This is a genomic window from Zoogloea dura (assembly GCF_012927165.1).
GTDB classification, from domain to species: Bacteria; Pseudomonadota; Gammaproteobacteria; order Burkholderiales; family Rhodocyclaceae; genus Zoogloea; species Zoogloea dura.
This window is the reverse complement of record NZ_JABBGA010000002.1, coordinates 315,106-331,076: the sequence shown is the minus strand read 5'-3', so window position 1 is coordinate 331,076 and position 15,971 is coordinate 315,106. Positions and strand designations below refer to the sequence as shown.

Sequence of the window (15,971 nt, the reverse complement as noted above, 5' to 3'; positions counted from 1 at the left end):
TGCCGCCCCCCGTCCGCCTCGTACGTTCAATGTGAAAGGGCAGGCTCAAGGGCCTCCCGGCGACTAACGGAGATCATCATGAATACTGCAACCCTCACGTCTGCGCTCGGGGCCGTTGCGCCCGAAGCCGCGCCGGCTCACCCGGCGCCCGTGGCCCGCAGCGAAGCCACCCCTGCCAAGGAATCCGATATGGCCTCCTCGACGCCCATCCAGAATGCAGCTCCGGCGCCCGTCGCCGAGCCCGGCACGCCCTTTGGTGAGCGCGTCGGCCAGCTTTTCCGTGCCGTGATTCCGCCCTTCCTGGGCTTCGCCTTCGTGATCGGCCTGTGGGCGCTGGTTGCCATGAGCTCGACCGACTTTCCCGGCCCGGCAAAGACCTTCGATGCCGCCGTCACGCTGTTCTCCGACCCCTTCTACCGCAACGGCCCGAACGACCAGGGCATAGGCTGGAACATCCTGTCGTCCCTCAAGCGGGTCGCCATCGGCTTTGGCGTGGCCGCGCTGGTGGGCATTCCGATGGGCTTCATCATCGGCCGCTTCGCCTTCATGAACAGCATGCTCGAGCCGATCATCAGCATCCTGCGCCCGGTGTCTCCGCTGGCCTGGCTGCCCATCGGCCTGATGGTCTTCAAGGCCGCCGATCCGGCTTCCACCTGGACCATCTTCATCTGCTCCATCTGGCCGATGATCCTCAACACCGCCCAGGGCGTGCAGCGGGTGCCGCAGGACTACCTGAACGTGGCGCGGGTGCTCAACCTGTCCGAGTTCAAGATCATCACCAAGATCCTCCTGCCCTCGGTGCTGCCATACATGCTCACCGGCATCCGCCTGTCCATCGGCACCGCCTGGCTGGTCATCGTGGCGGCCGAGATGCTCACCGGCGGCGTCGGCATCGGCTTCTGGGTGTGGGATGAATGGAACAACCTCAAGGTCGAGCACATCATCATCGCCATCTTCGTGATCGGCATCGTCGGCCTGCTGCTCGAACAACTGCTGCTGCTGATTGCCCGTCGCTTCAGCTACGGCACCAACTGATAACCGGATCGAGGAGTTTCGTCATGAACGCAATCGTCAAGGTCGAAAACGTCGGCATGGCCTTCGAGACCAAGAAGGGCCGCTTCGTCGCCCTGAAGGATGTCAATCTGCAGATCCGCAGTGGCGAAGTGGTGTCGCTGATCGGCCACTCTGGCTGCGGCAAATCCACCCTGCTCAACCTGATCGCCGGCCTGACCCTGCCCACTTCGGGGGTCATGCTGTGCAGCGGCCGCGAGATCGCCGGCCCCGGGCCCGAGCGGGCGGTGGTCTTCCAGAACCACTCCCTGTTGCCCTGGCTGAGCTGTTTCGAGAACGTCTACCTGGCCGTCGAGCGGGTCTTCGGCGCCAAGGAGGGCAAGGCCAAATTGAAGGAGCGCACCGCGGCGGCCCTGGAGATGGTGCACATGACCCATGCCACCCAGAAGATGCCCCACGAGATCTCCGGCGGCATGAAGCAGCGTATCGGGATCGCCCGGGCCTTCGCCATGGAGCCCAAGATCCTGCTGATGGACGAGCCCTTTGGCGCTTTGGATGCGCTGACCCGGGCCTCCCTGCAGGACGAGCTGATCGGCGTGATGGAGAAGACCGGCGCCACCGTGGTGATGGTGACCCACGACGTGGATGAGGCGGTGCTGCTGTCCGACCGGGTGGTGATGATGACCAACGGCCCGGCGGCGACCATCGGCGAGATCCTCGAGGTCAAGCTGGACAAGCCCCGCGACCGCCTGGCGCTGGCCCACGATCCGCACTTTGCCGAATGTCGTGGAGCGATCCTGGAGTTCCTGTACCAGAAGCAGATGAAGAAGGCCGCCTGAGCGGCGTGCTGCGGCACATCAAACGGCCCGGACCGGCAATGCCGCAGTCCGGGCCGTTTGCATTGGAAGGGCGCATCGGCGCCCGCCCGGTTACTTGAGCGGAAAGCCCAATCGGTGCAGCGCTTCCACCAGCTGATCACGCCCTGACAGGGAGGCCGCGTCGCGGACCCGCTTGGCCGAGTGGTTGGACCAGGTGCCGCGCACCTTCATGCCCTGGGCAGCGTAGAACTCGCTCATTGCGGTGTCGTACTCGAGCAGGCCGGGCTGCTGGGCCTCGAGGGAATACTGCTCCTGGTGCAGCACCACCGGCCGTGGCGGGCGCGGTTTGACGCTGGCGGGCTTGTCCGGGTCGGGGGTGCCCACGCACAGGCCGAATACCGCCACCACGCGGGGCGGCAGGGCCAGCTCGGCGGCAACGTCCAGGGGGCGGTTGCGCATGCCGCCGATGTACACCGTACCGAGGCCGAGGGATTCGGCCGCGGCCACCGCGTTCTGGGCGGCCAGGGCGGCATCGATCACACCGACCTCGAACATCTCCAGGTAGTCAAGCGCGTCATGGCTCTCGCCAACCCGCCGGGCCACGCTTTCGAGGCGGGCCAGGTCGGCCAGCCAGACCAGCAGCAGCGGTGCCTCGACGATGTGTTCCTGGTTGCCGGCGAACTCCGCCAGGCGCGCCTTGCGCACCGGGTCGCGGACGGCCACGACGCTCCAGGCATGGAGATTGGACGAGCTGGCTGCCGACTGGGCGGCCGCGATGATGGCGGCCAGGCTGTCGTCACTGACCGGGTCGGGCAAGTAGGCACGCACCGAGCGGTGGGCCAGCAGGTGGTCGATGATCGTGGAGCCGGCTGCGGGCTGCGGCGTATCGGCAGAGCCATAGCGGGCCTGGTAGAGGGAGGCGCGGGCGTTCATGGGTTTCCTTGCGGTTGATGAGCCGATGACGCCAGCCGGCGCCATCGGACTAGCCCGTCATTCTAGGGCGCGGAAGCCCGCAAGTGCACCCGCGGGCCGCGGGAGCGGCCTGGTGACGGGACTGCTTCAGTCCGCCTTGGTCCCGTCGGAGGACAGGGCCTCGGACACCTGGCGGACCTGCTCCTCGAGCATGTCCGCACTGCGCGCGGCGGCATCGGTGAGTTCGTTGAAGCCCGCCTCGGCTTGCCGGATGGTGTTGCGGACGTGGTCGATGGCCACTTCGCCGGCCGGGTCGGCGCTCAGGGCGGCACGGTCCATCTGGCGCATCAGGAGCTGGTCGAAGCTGGCCACCTGCTCGCGGGTGGCCTCGAGCATGCGCTGGTGGGCGTCGCCGATGATCTCGATGGCTTCGCGCAATTGCCCGGCGGATTCGCTGCGCCAGGACACCAGGCGCGACAGGGGCGGCGGTTCAAGACCGGAGGGGCTGCCGGCGATCAGGCCGTCGAGCTGCTGGTGTCCTTCGTCGAGAACCCGGCGGGATGCCTCCAGGCTCAGGCCGGCGAGCCTGCCGGCTGTCTCGATCATCACCAGGGAAGCCGCCTGCAGGTGGTCGAGGGCAGCGTGGCGTGCTTTCTGGAGGTCGGTGGGGGACAGGTACATGGGGACTCCTTGAGGATTGGCGTGTGGGAATGCGTTGCCGCAAGCCTAGGCCGTGGCGGTTGCAGTCGGGTGACAGGGATGCGGCGATGTCTCCGACCGCCTCACCGCCGATATCGTTCAGGGAGGTGTGCGGGCGCGCTGTGGCAATTCGCCGGCGTTCAGAATGGGGGCCGGCCGGGGTGGGAATAGCCTTCGTCGATCTGGGCCTCGATGACGCGCCAGATGGGTCGGACAAAGAAGCGCAGGCCCTTGATGATGGCGTTCACGTCCATCATGGACGGAATGCGGATGCCCCGGTGTTCGACAGGGCCGCCGATCTGGGTGATCTTGACGCCCAGCTTGGCAAAGTGGTCGGCCAGCCGGGGCTCGGTGAGGACGAAGAGGGTCTCGATGCCTTCCCGCTTGGCCATCGCCACCACGGCCAGGTAGAGCCCGATCGGGATGTAGGGGAAGCGGGGCTGGTTGTTGGTGCCGAAATCCTCGTCGCTGAGTGCCACGGCCGCCTTGGTCTCACCCCGCCGGCGCCGGTAGTGGGCGCGTACTGCGAGGCGCGACACTTCGGCGATGGCGCCCCGCGGCTGGCGGGCCGGATCGATGATGCTGCGGTCCAGGGTGGCCGCGCAGGTGCGCTCGAAGGGCAGCAGGTAGTCGGGGTCTTCCGGCCGGGCCATGACCAGCCGGTTGCAGCCGACCAGGGTCTGCGGCTCGTTCACGGTGCGCATCAGGCAGTGCAGGCTGTGGCGGTCGTATTCGTCGGTCTCCATGCGGTCGGGGCGGACGGGCTCGAAACCGAGCTCCTCGCAATAGACTTCATGGCGGATTCCGAACACCTCGTTGCGCCGGCCCTTGTCGAAGGCGGGGGCGATTTCGAAGTATTTCTTGAAGCCTTCGCCGAGGCTGAATCGATCAAGTAAGGACATGGCGGGTCATTCCCCTGTGGGAAAACAAGGCGGGCGTCTGGCACTTAACGGCAACCAGGCCTCGAATCTTGAAGGGCCCCTGACTCGACAGGGGCTTGCAACGGCGCTCAGTGTGCGCCAAGTTCCGCGAGTCTGCATCCTGCAACGAAGCATTTTCATGAAAACGGGATGGCCGTATGGCTGGCGTGGTGTTGGCTGCCGGCGCGCCGATCTGACGTATCATAAGAAAATATTCACCGCTGGGATTACACCGCCTATGTCTGACGGACGCTTTCGTTACGAAGAGGCCTTTGCCCGCAATATCGGCTGGGTGACCGAGACGGAGCAGACCGCCCTGCGCGGCAAGCGCATCGCCATCGCGGGCGTCGGGGGCGTCGGCGGCGTGCATCTCCTGAGCTTGGCACGCCTGGGAATCGGAGCTTTCCATATCGCCGACATGGACACCTTCGACCTGGTCAATTTCAACCGCCAGGCGGGGGCCATGATGTCCACGCTGGATCGCCCCAAGGCGGATGTCATGGCCGAGATGGCCAGGGACATCAATCCGGAGCTGGACATCAGGGTTTTCGGCAGTGGGGTCGATGCGGCCAATCTCGATGCCTTCCTCGACGGGGTGGATCTCTACGTGGACGGCCTCGACTTCTTCGCCTTCCAGGCCCGACGGGATACCTTCAGGGCCTGCTGGGAGCGCGGCATTCCGGCCGTCACGGCGGCACCCCTGGGGATGGGCACCGCCGTGCTCAGCTTTCTGCCCGGCAGGATGAGCTTCGAGGAGTACTTCCGTCTTGACGGCTGCGACGAGGATGAAATGGCGGTGCGCTTCCTGCTCGGGCTGTCGCCGGCCATGCTGCAGCGGGGCTATCTGGCCGATCCTTCGCGGGTCGATTTCGTGGCCCGGCGCGGGCCGAGCACCATCGCCGCGTGCCAGCTGTGTGCCGGGGCGACGGCGACGGAGTCCCTCAAGATCCTGCTTGGGCGGGGCGAGGTCATGTGCGCCCCGTGGGGTTACCAGTTCGATGCCTACCGCAATCGCTACGTGAAGACCTGGCGCCCCTGGGGCAACCGAAATCCGATCCAGCAGATCGGTCTGGCGATCGCCCGCCGCCAGTTGCGGGCGATGCGCGCAGGACGCTGAGCCGGCATGCCTCACACCCACGGCCCGGCCTGTAGCCATGCTCATGACGACCATGGGCACGAGCATCAGGCCCATCCGCAAGGGGGCGGCCATTCGCAGGCAGAGCCCCACTCCCACAGCCACCACTCTCACGGCCATCATCACCATCACGCACCGCCCACCGACTGGAATCGCGCCTTTGCCATCGGCATCGCGCTGAACCTGGCCTTCGTGGTGGTGGAGGCCCTGTATGGCTGGCAGGCGGACTCCCTGGCCCTGCTGGCCGATGCGGGGCACAACCTGTCGGACGTGGCCGGGCTGGTCCTGGCCTGGGGGGCAGCCTTGGCGGGGCGCCTGCAGCCCACCCTGACCCGCAGTTATGGCTGGTTGCGGGCCTCCATCCTGGCGGCGCTGGGCAATGGGCTGCTGCTGTTGCTGGCCATGGGGGCGCTGGCCGTCGAGGCCGTACAGCGCCTGCAGTCGCCCGAGCCGGTGTCGGGCTGGACGGTGATCATCGTGGCGGCGATCGGCGTGGTGATCAACGGCATCACCGCGGCCCTGTTCATGGCGGGCAGCAAGGACGATCTCAACCTGCGCGGGGCCTTCCTGCACATGGCGGGTGACGCCCTGGTGTCCCTGGGGGTGGTGGCGGCCGGCCTGGCCTACCTGGAGTTCGGCTGGGTGTGGCTGGACCCGGTGGTGAGCCTGCTCATTGCCGTGGTGATCGTGCTGGGCACCTGGGGTTTGTTCCGCCAGTCCCTGCACCTGGCCTTCGACGGGGTGCCCGAGGGGGTGGACCTCTCCGCGGTGGACACCTGCCTGCGCGGCCTGCCTGGCGTGAAGGACGTCCATGATCTCCACGTGTGGGCGCTCGGCACCTCTCACGTGGCCCTCACGGCCCACCTGGTGATGCCCGGCGGTCATCCCGGGGATGTCTTCTTCACCGAGCTCGCGGTGCTGCTGGAGCAGCGCTTCCGTATCCATCACCCGACCATCCAGATCGAGATCGACGGCATCGACGATGGTTGCCGGCCGCCCGTGCGGCCTGCCGGCAAGGGCTGAGTTTTCCGCTGCCGGGTCAGCCGGCGGGGCGGGGGAGGCGGGCCAGGAAGCGGTCCAGGGCGGCGCCGAAGGCCTGGCGGTCGGCCTGGCTGAAGGCCGCCGGGCCACCGGTCTGGATTCCCGCGCCGCGCAACTCCTCCAGGAAATTCCGCATCGACAGCCGTTCGGCAATGTTCGCCGCCGTGTACAGCTCGCCGCGCGGGTTGAGCGCGTGGGCCTTGCGCGCCAGCACCGCGGAGGCCAGCGGGATGTCGGCGGTGATCACCAGGTCGCCTTCTTCCATCTGATCGACGATGTGGGCGTCGGCCACATCGAAACCTGCCGGCACCTGCACGGCCCGGATGAAGCGTGACGGCGGCGTGCGCAGGAGGCGGTTGGCGACCAGGATCGTCTCGATCTGCAGGCGCTCGGCGGCGCGGAACAGGATGTCCTTGATCACGACAGGGCAGGCGTCGGCGTCGATCCAGATGTGCATGGGGCGCTCCCGGTGGCAAAGGCCGGAAGTGTAACCCTACATCCGGCGTGCTCATCTCCCGTGGGGCCGACGCGGGTGAGTTGGTATGTTGCGCTGCAACAAAACTGTGCTAGATTAGCTCCATAACAGAAATATCCCCCTGGGTGAGCGCGGTGGGAGACGCGAGTGCCGGCCATGCTGGTTCCGGTTTCTTGCGCCCGCCGCCCGGGCTGGCGTCCAACGAGAGAGCACCCGCCATGGCCAGTTCCCTGGAGCAAGCAACCGCTGCCCGCCCGGTTTCCGGCGAGCCCGCGATGAACGCCGCCGACGCTGCGCGGGGCGTTCCCTCCCGCTCCCGTCTCCGGGCAAGCCGCTGGCCGGCCCGGCTGGACCTGTTGCAGAGCCTCTCGGGCCTGCTGCTGGCCCTGTTCCTGATCGCCCACATGTTCTTCGTGTCGTCGATCCTGGTCAGCCAGCAGGCCTTTTATACGATCGCCCGCTTCTTCGAGGGGGCTGCGTTCCTTGCCGAGCCCCGTCCGTGGATCGTGTCCTGTGTGGTGGGCGTGGTGATGGCGCTGTTCATGCTGCACGCCTGGCTGGCCCTGCGGAAGTTTCCGGCCAGCTTCCGCCAGTACCGCATCTTCATCGAACACAAGGAGCAGCTGCGCCATAGTGATACCGGCCTGTGGTGGGTTCAGCTGTGGACCGGCTTCGCGCTGTTCTTCCTGGCCTCGGTGCATCTCTTCGGCATGCTGACCCAGCCGGAGCTGATCGGCCCCTACGAGTCCGCCGACCGGATCTGGACCGGCAACATGTGGCCCATCTACCTGCTGCTGTTGTTTGCCGTCGAGATCCACGGAGGCATCGGCCTGTACCGGCTGGCCCTCAAGTGGGGCTGGCTGCAGGGCGCGGATCCGCTGGCCGGGCGGCGGCGCCTGCGTATTGCGCGGACCTGTTTCAGCCTGTTCTTCCTGGGCCTGGGCCTGGTGACCCTGCTTGCCTACGTGCAGCTCGGCATCGCCCACGCGGACCGGGCCGGCGAACGCTATGTGCCGCACAAGGCCGCCTCCAGGCTGGCCGGCCACGAGCGGCCCGGTGGGCTGGAGTTCGCCCTGTCGCGGCGGCCGGGGGAATAGGCATGCGTATCGTCTATACCGATGTGCTGGTGGTGGGCGGCGGGCTGGCCGGCCTGCGGGCGGCGGTGGGCGCCCGGCGGCGGGGCCACGACGTGATCATCCTGAGCCTGGTGCCACCCAAGCGTTCCCATTCGGCGGCGGCCCAGGGCGGCATGCAGGCCAGCCTCGGCAATACGGCCAGGGGTGAGGGCGACAACGAGGACGTTCATTTCGAGGACACGGTGCGGGGCTCCGACTGGGGGTGCGACCAGCAGGTGGCGCGCCTGTTCACCCACACCGCGCCGCAGGCCGTGCGTGAGCTGGCGGCCTGGGGGGTGCCCTGGAACCGGGTGGCGGCCGGCGAACGGGAAGTGGTCATGGACGGCCGCCGGGTGAGCCTCTCGGAGCGCCCCGAAGCCCACGGCCTGATCGCCGCCCGGGACTTCGGCGGCACCAAGAAATGGCGGACCTGCTACGTCTCGGACGGCACCGGCCACGCCATGCTGTACGCGGTGAGCGACCGCACGGTGGCCGAAGGCATCCCCGTCCATGAGCGCATGGAGGCCATCGCCCTGATCCACGACGGCACGCGCTGCCACGGCGCCGTGGTGCGCAACCTGGTCAGCGGCGAGCTGTCGGCCTACGTGGCAAGGGCCACCTGTATCGCCACCGGCGGCTTCGGCCGGATCTACCGGGTCAGTTCCAATGCGGTGATCAACGAAGGCATGGGGGCCGCCATCGCCCTCGAGACCGGTGCGGCCATGCTGGGCAACATGGAGGCGGTGCAGTTCCATCCGACCACCATCTTCCCGGCCGGCATCCTGGTCACCGAGGGCTGTCGCGGTGACGGCGGGCTGCTGCGGGATGCCGCCGGCCACCGCTTCATGCCCGACTACGAGCCCGAGAAGAAGGAGCTGGCCTCCCGCGACGTGGTGTCGCGCCGCATGGAGGAGCACATCCGTGCCGGCAAAGGCGTGAAGACCCGCTTCGGCGACCACCTGTGGCTCGACATCACCCTGCTGGGGGCGGCCCACATCGACGGCCGCCTGCGCGAGGTAAAGGAGATCTGCCAGCACTTCCTGGGCATCGACCCCAGCCGTGACCTGATCCCCGTGCGGCCGGCCCAGCACTATTCGATGGGCGGCATCCGCACCGATGCGCGGGGCCAGGCGCGCGGCCTGCGCGGGCTGTTCGCCTGCGGTGAGGCGGCCTGCTGGGACCTGCACGGCTTCAACCGCTTGGGTGGCAATTCGGTGGCCGAAACCGTGGTGGCCGGCATGATCGTCGGCGAGAGCATGGCCGACTTCGTCGAATCGGTGAATGGCGACCTGCAGGTGTCCACCAGCCTGGTCCGCGAATTCCTCGACGCCGAGCAGGCTCGCCTGGATGCCCTGCTGCAGGGCAATGGCCGCGAGAACGCGGGCGAACTGATGCGCCGCATGCAGGACATCATGACCGACAAGGTCGGGATCTTCCGCAGCGGCGAGCTGTTGAGCGCCGCGGTGGAGGAGCTGCAGGCCCTGCTGGTGCGCAGCCGTCAGATCGGGATCAGCACCCGGCGGCCCGGCGCCAACCCGGAGCTGGTCACCGCCTACCGGGTGCAGAAGATGCTCAAGCTGGCACTCTGCGTGGCCTGGGGCGCCCTGCAGCGCACCGAGAGCCGGGGCGCCCATTACCGCGAGGACTTTCCCCGGCGCGACGACGCGCAGTGGCTCAAGCGCACCCTCGCCACCTGGAGCGATGCCTTCCAGACCCTGCCCACGCTCAGCTACGAGGATCTCGACGTGGCCTCCATGGAGCTGCCGCCCGGCTGGCGTGGCTATGGTGCCCGCGATGCCATCGAGCACCCCCTCACGGCAGGGCGGGTGAGCGAGATCGCGGCGATCCGCCAGGCCTTCGGCCACGCCGACCGCTTCACCGTGCAGCAGGCCCTGATGTCCTATGAACACCTGGTTCCGGAGTGCTTCCGGGGCCGCAACGCCCGACTTGGGGAGGCTTCATGAGCGATCTCCGCACCCTCACCTTGCGCGTGTTGCGAAGCAGCCCGGGCGAGGGCCAGTCGCCCCACTGGGAGGATTTCCGCGTCGAGGAGGCCGAGGGCATGACCCTCTTCATCGCCCTCAACGAAGTCCGCGAGACCCTGGCGCCCTCGCTGCAGTTCGACTTCGTGTGCCGGGCCGGCATCTGCGGCAGCTGCGGCATGCTCATCGACGGCCGGCCGGGGCTGGCCTGCCGGGCCCTGACCCGCGACCTCGGGCCGGTCATCACCCTCGCGCCGCTGCCGGTCTTCGAGTTGATCGGCGATCTGTCGGTGAACACCGGGAAATGGATGCGTGGCACTGCCGAAAGGCTGCAGACCTGGATCCATGCCCAGACGGAGCCCGACCTGACGGCCCTCGAAGCCCCCATGGAGCCGGCGCTGGCCGAGGCCATCTACGAGCTGGATCGCTGCATCGAGTGCGGCTGCTGCGTGGCCGGCTGCGGCACCCTGCGCATGCGCGAGGACTTCGTCGGCGCGGTGGGGCTCAACAAGATCGCGCGTTTCCGCCTCGACCCGCGGGATACCCGGACCGATGAGGATTTCTACGAGCTGATCGGCGACGACTCCGGCGTGTTCGGCTGCATGAGCCTGCTGGGCTGCCACGACGTGTGCCCCAAGGGCTTGCCGCTGCAGACCCAGATCGCCTTCCTGCGGCGCAAGATGGCCAGCACCGGCCTGTAGGCCGCTGTGCCACAACCATGAAAAACGGGAGCCCGCGGGCTCCCGTTCTGCATTCCTGGCAGGCGGCGATCAGTTGATCTTGGCTGCCTTGGCGAGGCCCTGGATATGCTCGTCGATCTTCTGGGCTTGCAGGCGCTGCAGGATCTGGGGCTTGGTTTCCTCGAAGGGAGGGGCCTTCAGGTCGCGCACTTCTTCCAGCTGGATCACGTGGTAGCCGAACTGGGTCTGCACCGGGGTCTGGGTGTAGGTGCCAGGGGTCAGGCCGGCGAGAGCCTTGCCGAAGCTCTCGACGAAGGCGCCCGGCACGTTCCAGCCAAGCTCGCCGCCCTTGTCCTTGGAGCCCGGGTCGAGGGAGAGGGTGGCCAGCTTCTCGATCTTCTCGCCCATCTTGAGGCGCTCGATGATGTCCAGGGCTTCCTTCTCTTCCTTCACCAGGATGTGGCGGGAACGGTATTCCTTGCCACCGGCCTGGGCCACCAGGCGGTCGTACTCGGCGCGGGCGGCCTCGTCAGTGACCGGGTTGGCCTGCAGGAACTCGGTTACGTAGGCGCTGGCCAGGATCTGCTGGCGGGCCATGTCGAGCTGCAGGGCGATGTCGGACTTCTTGTCCAGGTTTTTCTTCTTGGCAGCCTGGCTGAGCAGCTCGGCCTGGATCAGGCGGCCGCGCAGTTCATTGGTGAGCTGCGGGCTGTCGGTGGCGCCCTGGGCCTTGGCACGGGCGAGCAGCAGGTCATAGGCACCCTGGGGGATGGCCACGCCGTTGATCGTGGCGATGGGCTTGGCGGCGGCGGACTTGGCCGGTTCGGCGGCGAAGGCGGGCGCCTGGGCCAGCAGGCCGGCGATCAGGGCAAGGCGGAACAGGGACGAAGAGGACTTCATTGACTTTCCTTGGTGTGGGGTACGGGGCGCGGGGCAGTCTTGCCGGGCGCCCGGGTCATGCGAAGGGAATGTTCACTTTCCCGACGCGTCCGGCAGTATTCCGAAGGGTGGCCCTGCTCGTCAACGCGATCCGCTCGTCAAGCCCCGGTGGCCCCGTCTTCCCTCCCCTCAGGGGGTGCCCGGACAGCCCTGGGCCGAGGCGGCCAGGATCTCGGCGGGGCTCAGGTCGCGGATGTGGGTGGCGATGGACCATTGGTGGCCAAACGGGTCTTCGACGCGGCCGTAGCGGTCACCCCAGAACATGTCGGTGGCAGGTAGGGTGAGCCGGGCGCCGGCCTCCACCGCCCGGGCCAGGGCCGCATCCACGTCGATGACGTAGAGATGCAAGGTGATCGGCGAGCCGCCCAGCCCCTGGGGGCTGTGGCAGCCCATCTCGGGAAATTCGTCCACCAGCATCAGGGGCGAGTCGCCGACCCGCAGCATGGCGTGCATCAGGCGTCCGTCGGGGGCGGGCAGGCGGGCCAGTTCCACCGCACCGAAGGCGCGCACGTAGAAGTCGATGGCGGCGGCGGCATTGCGGCACACCAGGTGCGGTGTGAGGGTGGGCATGCCGGCGGGGATGGGGGCTACGGTGCTCATTTTTGTCTCCACGTATGTTTTGTCTCTATTTGTATCGAGGCATGGTCTGACTACAGTGCCCGGCGGAAGGTCAGGTTGAGGCGGCAGGCGCCGGTGGCCGCATGATGGCCGTCCTTCAGCGGCGCGATGCCATGGAAGAACAGGCGTGCCGGGCCGCCCCACACCACCACGTCGCCGTGTTCCAGGGGCAGGCGGACTGGGCGGTCGCTGCGGGTGGCGCCACCGAACAGGAAGATCGCCGGCAGGCCGAGGGACACCGAGACGATGGGCTGGGTGAGGTCGGCCTCGTCCCGGTCCTGATGGAGGCCCATGCGGCTCCCCGGGACGTAGTGGTTGATGAGGCAGGCATCCGGCGCAAAGTCCTCGAAGCCGGCTGCGGCAGCCGCCCGGCGGGCCAGGCCAGCCAGGGCGGCGGGCATGGGCGGCCAGGGCAGGCCGCTGGCCGGGTCGGTTTCGGCGTAGCGGTAGCCGCGCCGGTCGGAGACCCAGCCGCGGGTTCCGCAGTTGCTCATGGCCACCGACATGGTCTGGCCGCCGGGCGTCTGCAGGTGGCGGAAAGGGGCTGCCACCACCAGCCGGGCCACGGCGTCGAGCAGTGACGCTGCGTCGGCGAGGGCGAAGGCGCGCAGCACCACGGCGCCAGGGACGATGTCCTCGCGCCAGGGGGCCAGGGTTTCGGGAAAGAGGTCGGAATGCATCGCGGCCGGCAGGTCAGGTGATGTCGACAATCTAGCCTGAGCCGGGCCGGAGCGCACCCTCTGCAGGCCATCATGGCCTGCCGCAATGGTTTGCAGAGCCACATGCAATTGGACCTCCCTGGGGGGCCGGCCGACACTGCAAGGGCAGATCCCGCCCTTTGAAGGAGACCGACATGAGCACGCTCCAGATCGCCCCCAAGGAAGCCCGGGTCCGGGTTGCCAAACACGCCTTGCGCTTCATCCTGGGGGCGCTGCTGACGGGCAGCGGCGCCGCGCTCTTCCTCAGCGATGTGGCCCGCTGGATCGCCGGCGGGCCCTGATCCTCCTGCCCCGGGGGCAGGGGCCGCGCTCAGCCCTCCGGCGCCAGCCAGCGCAGGGCCAGGGCGGCCGCCTGATGGCGCACCTGGTGCACCCGCAGGCGCAACTGACGGGGCGGTCCGGGCAGGATCTCCGCCCGGACCGCCAGGGACAGCAGGCCGCCTCCGGCAAAGTCCGGGAAGAGCAGGGCCGCCTGTGGGTTGAGCAGCAGGTTGCCCAGGGTGTTGAAGTAGTTGTTGCCGGCGAAGTCATCGATCAGCAGCGCATCGCCCTCCACGCGGATGAAGCCCGGCGGCCCGCCGCGGTGGGACACATCCACGCCGTGGGCTGGATCGCCGTCATCCGATGGATGGGCGCTGGCGATGAAGAAGGTGTCGACGGCCTGGATCCAGCCGCGCTCTGCCTCGCTCAGGCTGTCGTGCAGGTGGGCCGGCTGCACCTGGCGGGGGGCGGGGTCGAACACGGCGAGGCGCGGCTGGATGTATTTCGGGCAGTTGCCGAAGCTCTGCTCGATGGCCACCACCAAGTTGCCGGCCGGGCCGGCCAGGACCCGGCCGTTGGCCCGGTTGCGGCGCCGGGTGTGCGCTTCGATGCCGAGCAGGCCGATCCGTGCGCCGGGCACCAGCAGGTCGGCCAAGGGGGCTCCCGGCTCCGGCGTGGCGGCAATGCACAGCTGGCTGCCGTCCGGTGCCGAGATGAAGCCCGGCGGGCCGGCCAGCAGGGTGGCGCGAGGCTGGCCGTCCGCCTCCACGCCGGCTGCCACGATGAAGGGCAGGCCGGCAAAGAAATCCCGGTGCTGTTCCGGCATTTCCTTGCGGATCACCCGGGGGCCTACCTCGGCGAGCCGGTCCCGGCTGCCGGCCACGGCCTGCAGGCGGGTTTCTCCAGCGTGGAAGACGGCAGCCATGATCTTCAGGCGGCCAGGCCGATGGCGGTCTTCGGCATCGGGAAGAAGCCTGGCAGGGCTTCGACTCGGGCCAGCCAGGCGCGGATGGCCGGGTAGGGCTGCAGCGACACATTGCCCTCGGGCGCATGGGCGATGTAGGTGTAGTTGGCCACGTCGGCGATGGTCGGGGCTTCGCCGGCGACCAGCCAGGGGCGACCGGCCAGCTCCTTTTCCATGATGTCGAACAGGGTATGGGCACGGGCGATCACCTCGTCGGCGTTGAAGTTCATCTTGAACACCGTGATCAGGCGTGCGGCGCAGGGGCCGTAGGCTACCTGCCCGGCGGCCACCGACAGCCAGCGCTGGACCTGGGCGGCACCGGCCGGGTCGTCCGGCAGCCAGTGGGCGGCGCCGTAGCGGCGGGCGAGGTACACCAGGATGGCGTTGGAGTCGGCCACCGTTACGTCGCCGTCCTGGATCACCGGCACCTGGCCGAAGGCGTTCATGGCCAGGTAGGCAGGGCTCTTCTGCTGGCCGCCGAGGAGATCCACGTCCAGCGCCTCGACCGGCAGGCCGAGAAGGGACAGGAAGAGTTCGGCCCGGTGGCTGTGGCCGGACAGGGTGAAGCGGTGGAGCTTGATGGGCTGGGCGGGATGCTTCATGGCGGACCTCTGGGGTGGGGGAATCAGTGAACAGCAGTGTGCTTTAATGCAGATGGCGGATAAATGCCGTCGTGTGTATTTCACTGCTTCGATAAATGGAGTAATTCCCATGGACAAACTCAAGGCCATGGCGACCTTCGTGCAGATCGCCGAGGCTGGCAGCCTGAGCGCGGCGGCCCGCAGCAGCGGGGCTTCGCTGCCGGCGGTGGTGCGCAGCCTGGCGGCACTGGAAGCCGAACTGGGGGTGCGCCTGTTCAACCGCACGACGCGGCGTATCGCCCTGACCGACGAGGGCCGTCACTACCTGGACAGCTGCCGCAACCTGCTGGCCGCGCTCGACGAGGCGGAGTCGGCTCTGCGCGATGAGGCCGGCGACCTGTCGGGCCAGCTCACCCTGACGGCGCCGGTGCTGTTCGGCCAGATGTACGTGGCACCTGCCGTGACGGCCTTTGTGCAGCATCACCCGGGGGTGCGCTGCCGCCTGCTGCTGTTCGACCGGGTCACCAACCTGCTGGAGGAGGGGATCGATGTGGGGGTGCGCATCGGCCACCTTGAGGACTCGTCGCTGATCGCCCACCGGGTGGGCACGGTGCGCCGCATGGTGGTGGCCAGCCCGGCCTACCTGGCCCGGCAGGGCCTGCCTGCCCACCCGCGGGACTTGCTCAAGGCCAACTGCATCGGCTTTTCCACGGGCGCGGGGCCGTGGTGGGGTTTCGAGGAAAAGGGGCGCAGCTACACCCTGCCGGTGAGCGGCAACCTGGAGTTCAACCACGTGGCGCCCGCGGTCGACGCCTGTGCGGCGGGCCTGGGCTTTGGCATGTTCATCTCCTACCAGGTGGCCCGTCACCTGGCGGACGGCCGCCTGCAGGTGGTGCTCGAGGACTTCGAGGCCCCGCCGCGGCCGATCAGTGTGGTCTATCCCCACGCCCGCCTGCAGCCGGCGCGGGTGAGGGCTTTCGTGGAGTGGCTGCGCGCGGCGCTGCAGCAGGCGGGGCCTTGTCTGGGCGGCGGTGGCGAAGATCACGGTTGAGGGGTGGAGAAATACCCGTGGTCCGCGGCCTTGAGGGAGATGACGTTAGA

The 15,971-nt window shown here is 68.2% G+C and carries 18 protein-coding genes; 9 read left to right on the top strand and 9 right to left on the bottom strand.

Going from position 1 to position 15,971, the window contains the following annotated elements; all coding sequences use genetic code 11:
- The first annotated feature begins 78 nt into the window (after positions 1-78).
- Together ntrB and HHL15_RS04345 are read left to right on the top strand one after the other, a co-directional pair.
- Positions 79-1,035, top strand: a complete 957-nt coding sequence (ntrB, locus tag HHL15_RS04350) for a nitrate ABC transporter permease (RefSeq protein WP_169144593.1) — start codon at positions 79-81, stop codon at positions 1,033-1,035.
- 23 nt (positions 1,036-1,058) lie between these two features.
- Positions 1,059-1,850 carry an ABC transporter ATP-binding protein gene (locus HHL15_RS04345; RefSeq protein WP_169144592.1) on the top strand — a complete coding sequence of 264 codons (792 nt, stop codon included), beginning with the start codon at positions 1,059-1,061 and terminating at the stop codon, positions 1,848-1,850.
- Positions 1,851-1,940: 90 nt separating this feature from the next.
- Here HHL15_RS04345 and HHL15_RS04340 read toward each other — a convergent pair whose 3' ends face one another.
- The 3 genes from HHL15_RS04340 to HHL15_RS04330 form a co-directional block, all read right to left on the bottom strand.
- The gene (locus tag HHL15_RS04340) at positions 1,941-2,762 is read right to left on the bottom strand and encodes a nitroreductase family protein (RefSeq protein WP_169144591.1); all 822 of its coding nucleotides are present in this window, start codon (positions 2,760-2,762) and stop codon (positions 1,941-1,943) included.
- 126 nt (positions 2,763-2,888) lie between these two features.
- Positions 2,889-3,422, bottom strand: coding sequence for a hypothetical protein (locus tag HHL15_RS04335; RefSeq protein WP_169144590.1), 534 nt, complete (start codon positions 3,420-3,422; stop codon positions 2,889-2,891).
- Between the two features lie 158 nt (positions 3,423-3,580).
- Positions 3,581-4,342, bottom strand: coding sequence for a PEP-CTERM/exosortase system-associated acyltransferase (locus HHL15_RS04330; protein WP_169144589.1), 762 nt, complete (start codon positions 4,340-4,342; stop codon positions 3,581-3,583).
- Between the two features lie 256 nt (positions 4,343-4,598).
- On the opposite strand from HHL15_RS04330, the gene HHL15_RS04325 reads away from it, so the two are divergent.
- Together HHL15_RS04325 and HHL15_RS04320 are read left to right on the top strand one after the other, a co-directional pair.
- Positions 4,599-5,477, top strand: a complete 879-nt coding sequence (locus tag HHL15_RS04325) for a ThiF family adenylyltransferase (RefSeq protein WP_169144588.1) — start codon at positions 4,599-4,601, stop codon at positions 5,475-5,477.
- 6 nt (positions 5,478-5,483) lie between these two features.
- A complete protein-coding gene (locus HHL15_RS04320; RefSeq protein ID WP_169144587.1) occupies positions 5,484-6,518 on the top strand; it encodes a cation diffusion facilitator family transporter in 1,035 nt (344 codons plus the stop codon).
- A 16-nt stretch (positions 6,519-6,534) separates the two neighbouring features.
- Here HHL15_RS04320 and HHL15_RS04315 read toward each other — a convergent pair whose 3' ends face one another.
- Positions 6,535-6,993: a YaiI/YqxD family protein gene (locus HHL15_RS04315; protein WP_169144586.1), complete on the bottom strand. Its 459-nt coding sequence runs from the start codon at positions 6,991-6,993 to the stop codon at positions 6,535-6,537.
- Between the two features lie 236 nt (positions 6,994-7,229).
- On the opposite strand from HHL15_RS04315, the gene HHL15_RS04310 reads away from it, so the two are divergent.
- The 3 genes from HHL15_RS04310 to HHL15_RS04300 are packed head-to-tail and all read left to right on the top strand — an operon-like array spanning position 7,230 to position 10,809.
- A complete protein-coding gene (locus tag HHL15_RS04310) occupies positions 7,230-8,108 on the top strand; it encodes a fumarate reductase cytochrome b subunit (RefSeq protein WP_235943217.1) in 879 nt (292 codons plus the stop codon).
- A 2-nt stretch (positions 8,109-8,110) separates the two neighbouring features.
- Positions 8,111-10,090: a fumarate reductase flavoprotein subunit gene (locus HHL15_RS04305; RefSeq protein WP_169144585.1), complete on the top strand. Its 1,980-nt coding sequence runs from the start codon at positions 8,111-8,113 to the stop codon at positions 10,088-10,090.
- Entirely contained in the window at positions 10,087-10,809 is a 723-nt protein-coding gene (locus HHL15_RS04300; RefSeq protein WP_169144584.1) for a fumarate reductase iron-sulfur subunit, read from the top strand. The genes HHL15_RS04305 and HHL15_RS04300 overlap by 4 nt, the downstream gene beginning before the upstream one ends.
- 69 nt (positions 10,810-10,878) lie before the next feature.
- On the opposite strand, the gene HHL15_RS04295 is transcribed toward HHL15_RS04300, so the two are convergent.
- The 3 genes from HHL15_RS04295 to alkB all read right to left on the bottom strand — a co-directional run bounded on the left by HHL15_RS04295 (position 10,879) and on the right by alkB (position 13,025).
- Complete coding sequence (locus HHL15_RS04295) at positions 10,879-11,688, bottom strand: peptidylprolyl isomerase (RefSeq protein WP_169144583.1); 810 nt, start codon at positions 11,686-11,688, stop codon at positions 10,879-10,881.
- Between the two features lie 168 nt (positions 11,689-11,856).
- Positions 11,857-12,327 carry a VOC family protein gene (locus HHL15_RS04290; protein ID WP_169144582.1) on the bottom strand — a complete coding sequence of 157 codons (471 nt, stop codon included), beginning with the start codon at positions 12,325-12,327 and terminating at the stop codon, positions 11,857-11,859.
- 50 nt (positions 12,328-12,377) lie between these two features.
- Complete coding sequence (alkB, locus tag HHL15_RS04285) at positions 12,378-13,025, bottom strand: DNA oxidative demethylase AlkB (protein ID WP_169144581.1); 648 nt, start codon at positions 13,023-13,025, stop codon at positions 12,378-12,380.
- Positions 13,026-13,198: 173 nt separating this feature from the next.
- Between alkB and HHL15_RS04280 the strand changes: the two genes are divergently transcribed.
- Positions 13,199-13,345: a hypothetical protein gene (locus HHL15_RS04280; protein WP_169144580.1), complete on the top strand. Its 147-nt coding sequence runs from the start codon at positions 13,199-13,201 to the stop codon at positions 13,343-13,345.
- Between the two features lie 29 nt (positions 13,346-13,374).
- Here HHL15_RS04280 and HHL15_RS04275 read toward each other — a convergent pair whose 3' ends face one another.
- Complete coding sequence (locus HHL15_RS04275) at positions 13,375-14,250, bottom strand: pyridoxamine 5'-phosphate oxidase family protein (protein WP_169144579.1); 876 nt, start codon at positions 14,248-14,250, stop codon at positions 13,375-13,377.
- Positions 14,251-14,255: 5 nt separating this feature from the next.
- Positions 14,256-14,891: a glutathione S-transferase family protein gene (locus HHL15_RS04270; RefSeq protein WP_169144578.1), complete on the bottom strand. Its 636-nt coding sequence runs from the start codon at positions 14,889-14,891 to the stop codon at positions 14,256-14,258.
- Positions 14,892-15,000: 109 nt separating this feature from the next.
- Between HHL15_RS04270 and HHL15_RS04265 the strand changes: the two genes are divergently transcribed.
- Complete coding sequence (locus HHL15_RS04265; protein ID WP_169144577.1) at positions 15,001-15,921, top strand: LysR substrate-binding domain-containing protein; 921 nt, start codon at positions 15,001-15,003, stop codon at positions 15,919-15,921.
- Positions 15,922-15,971: the final 50 nt, after the last annotated feature.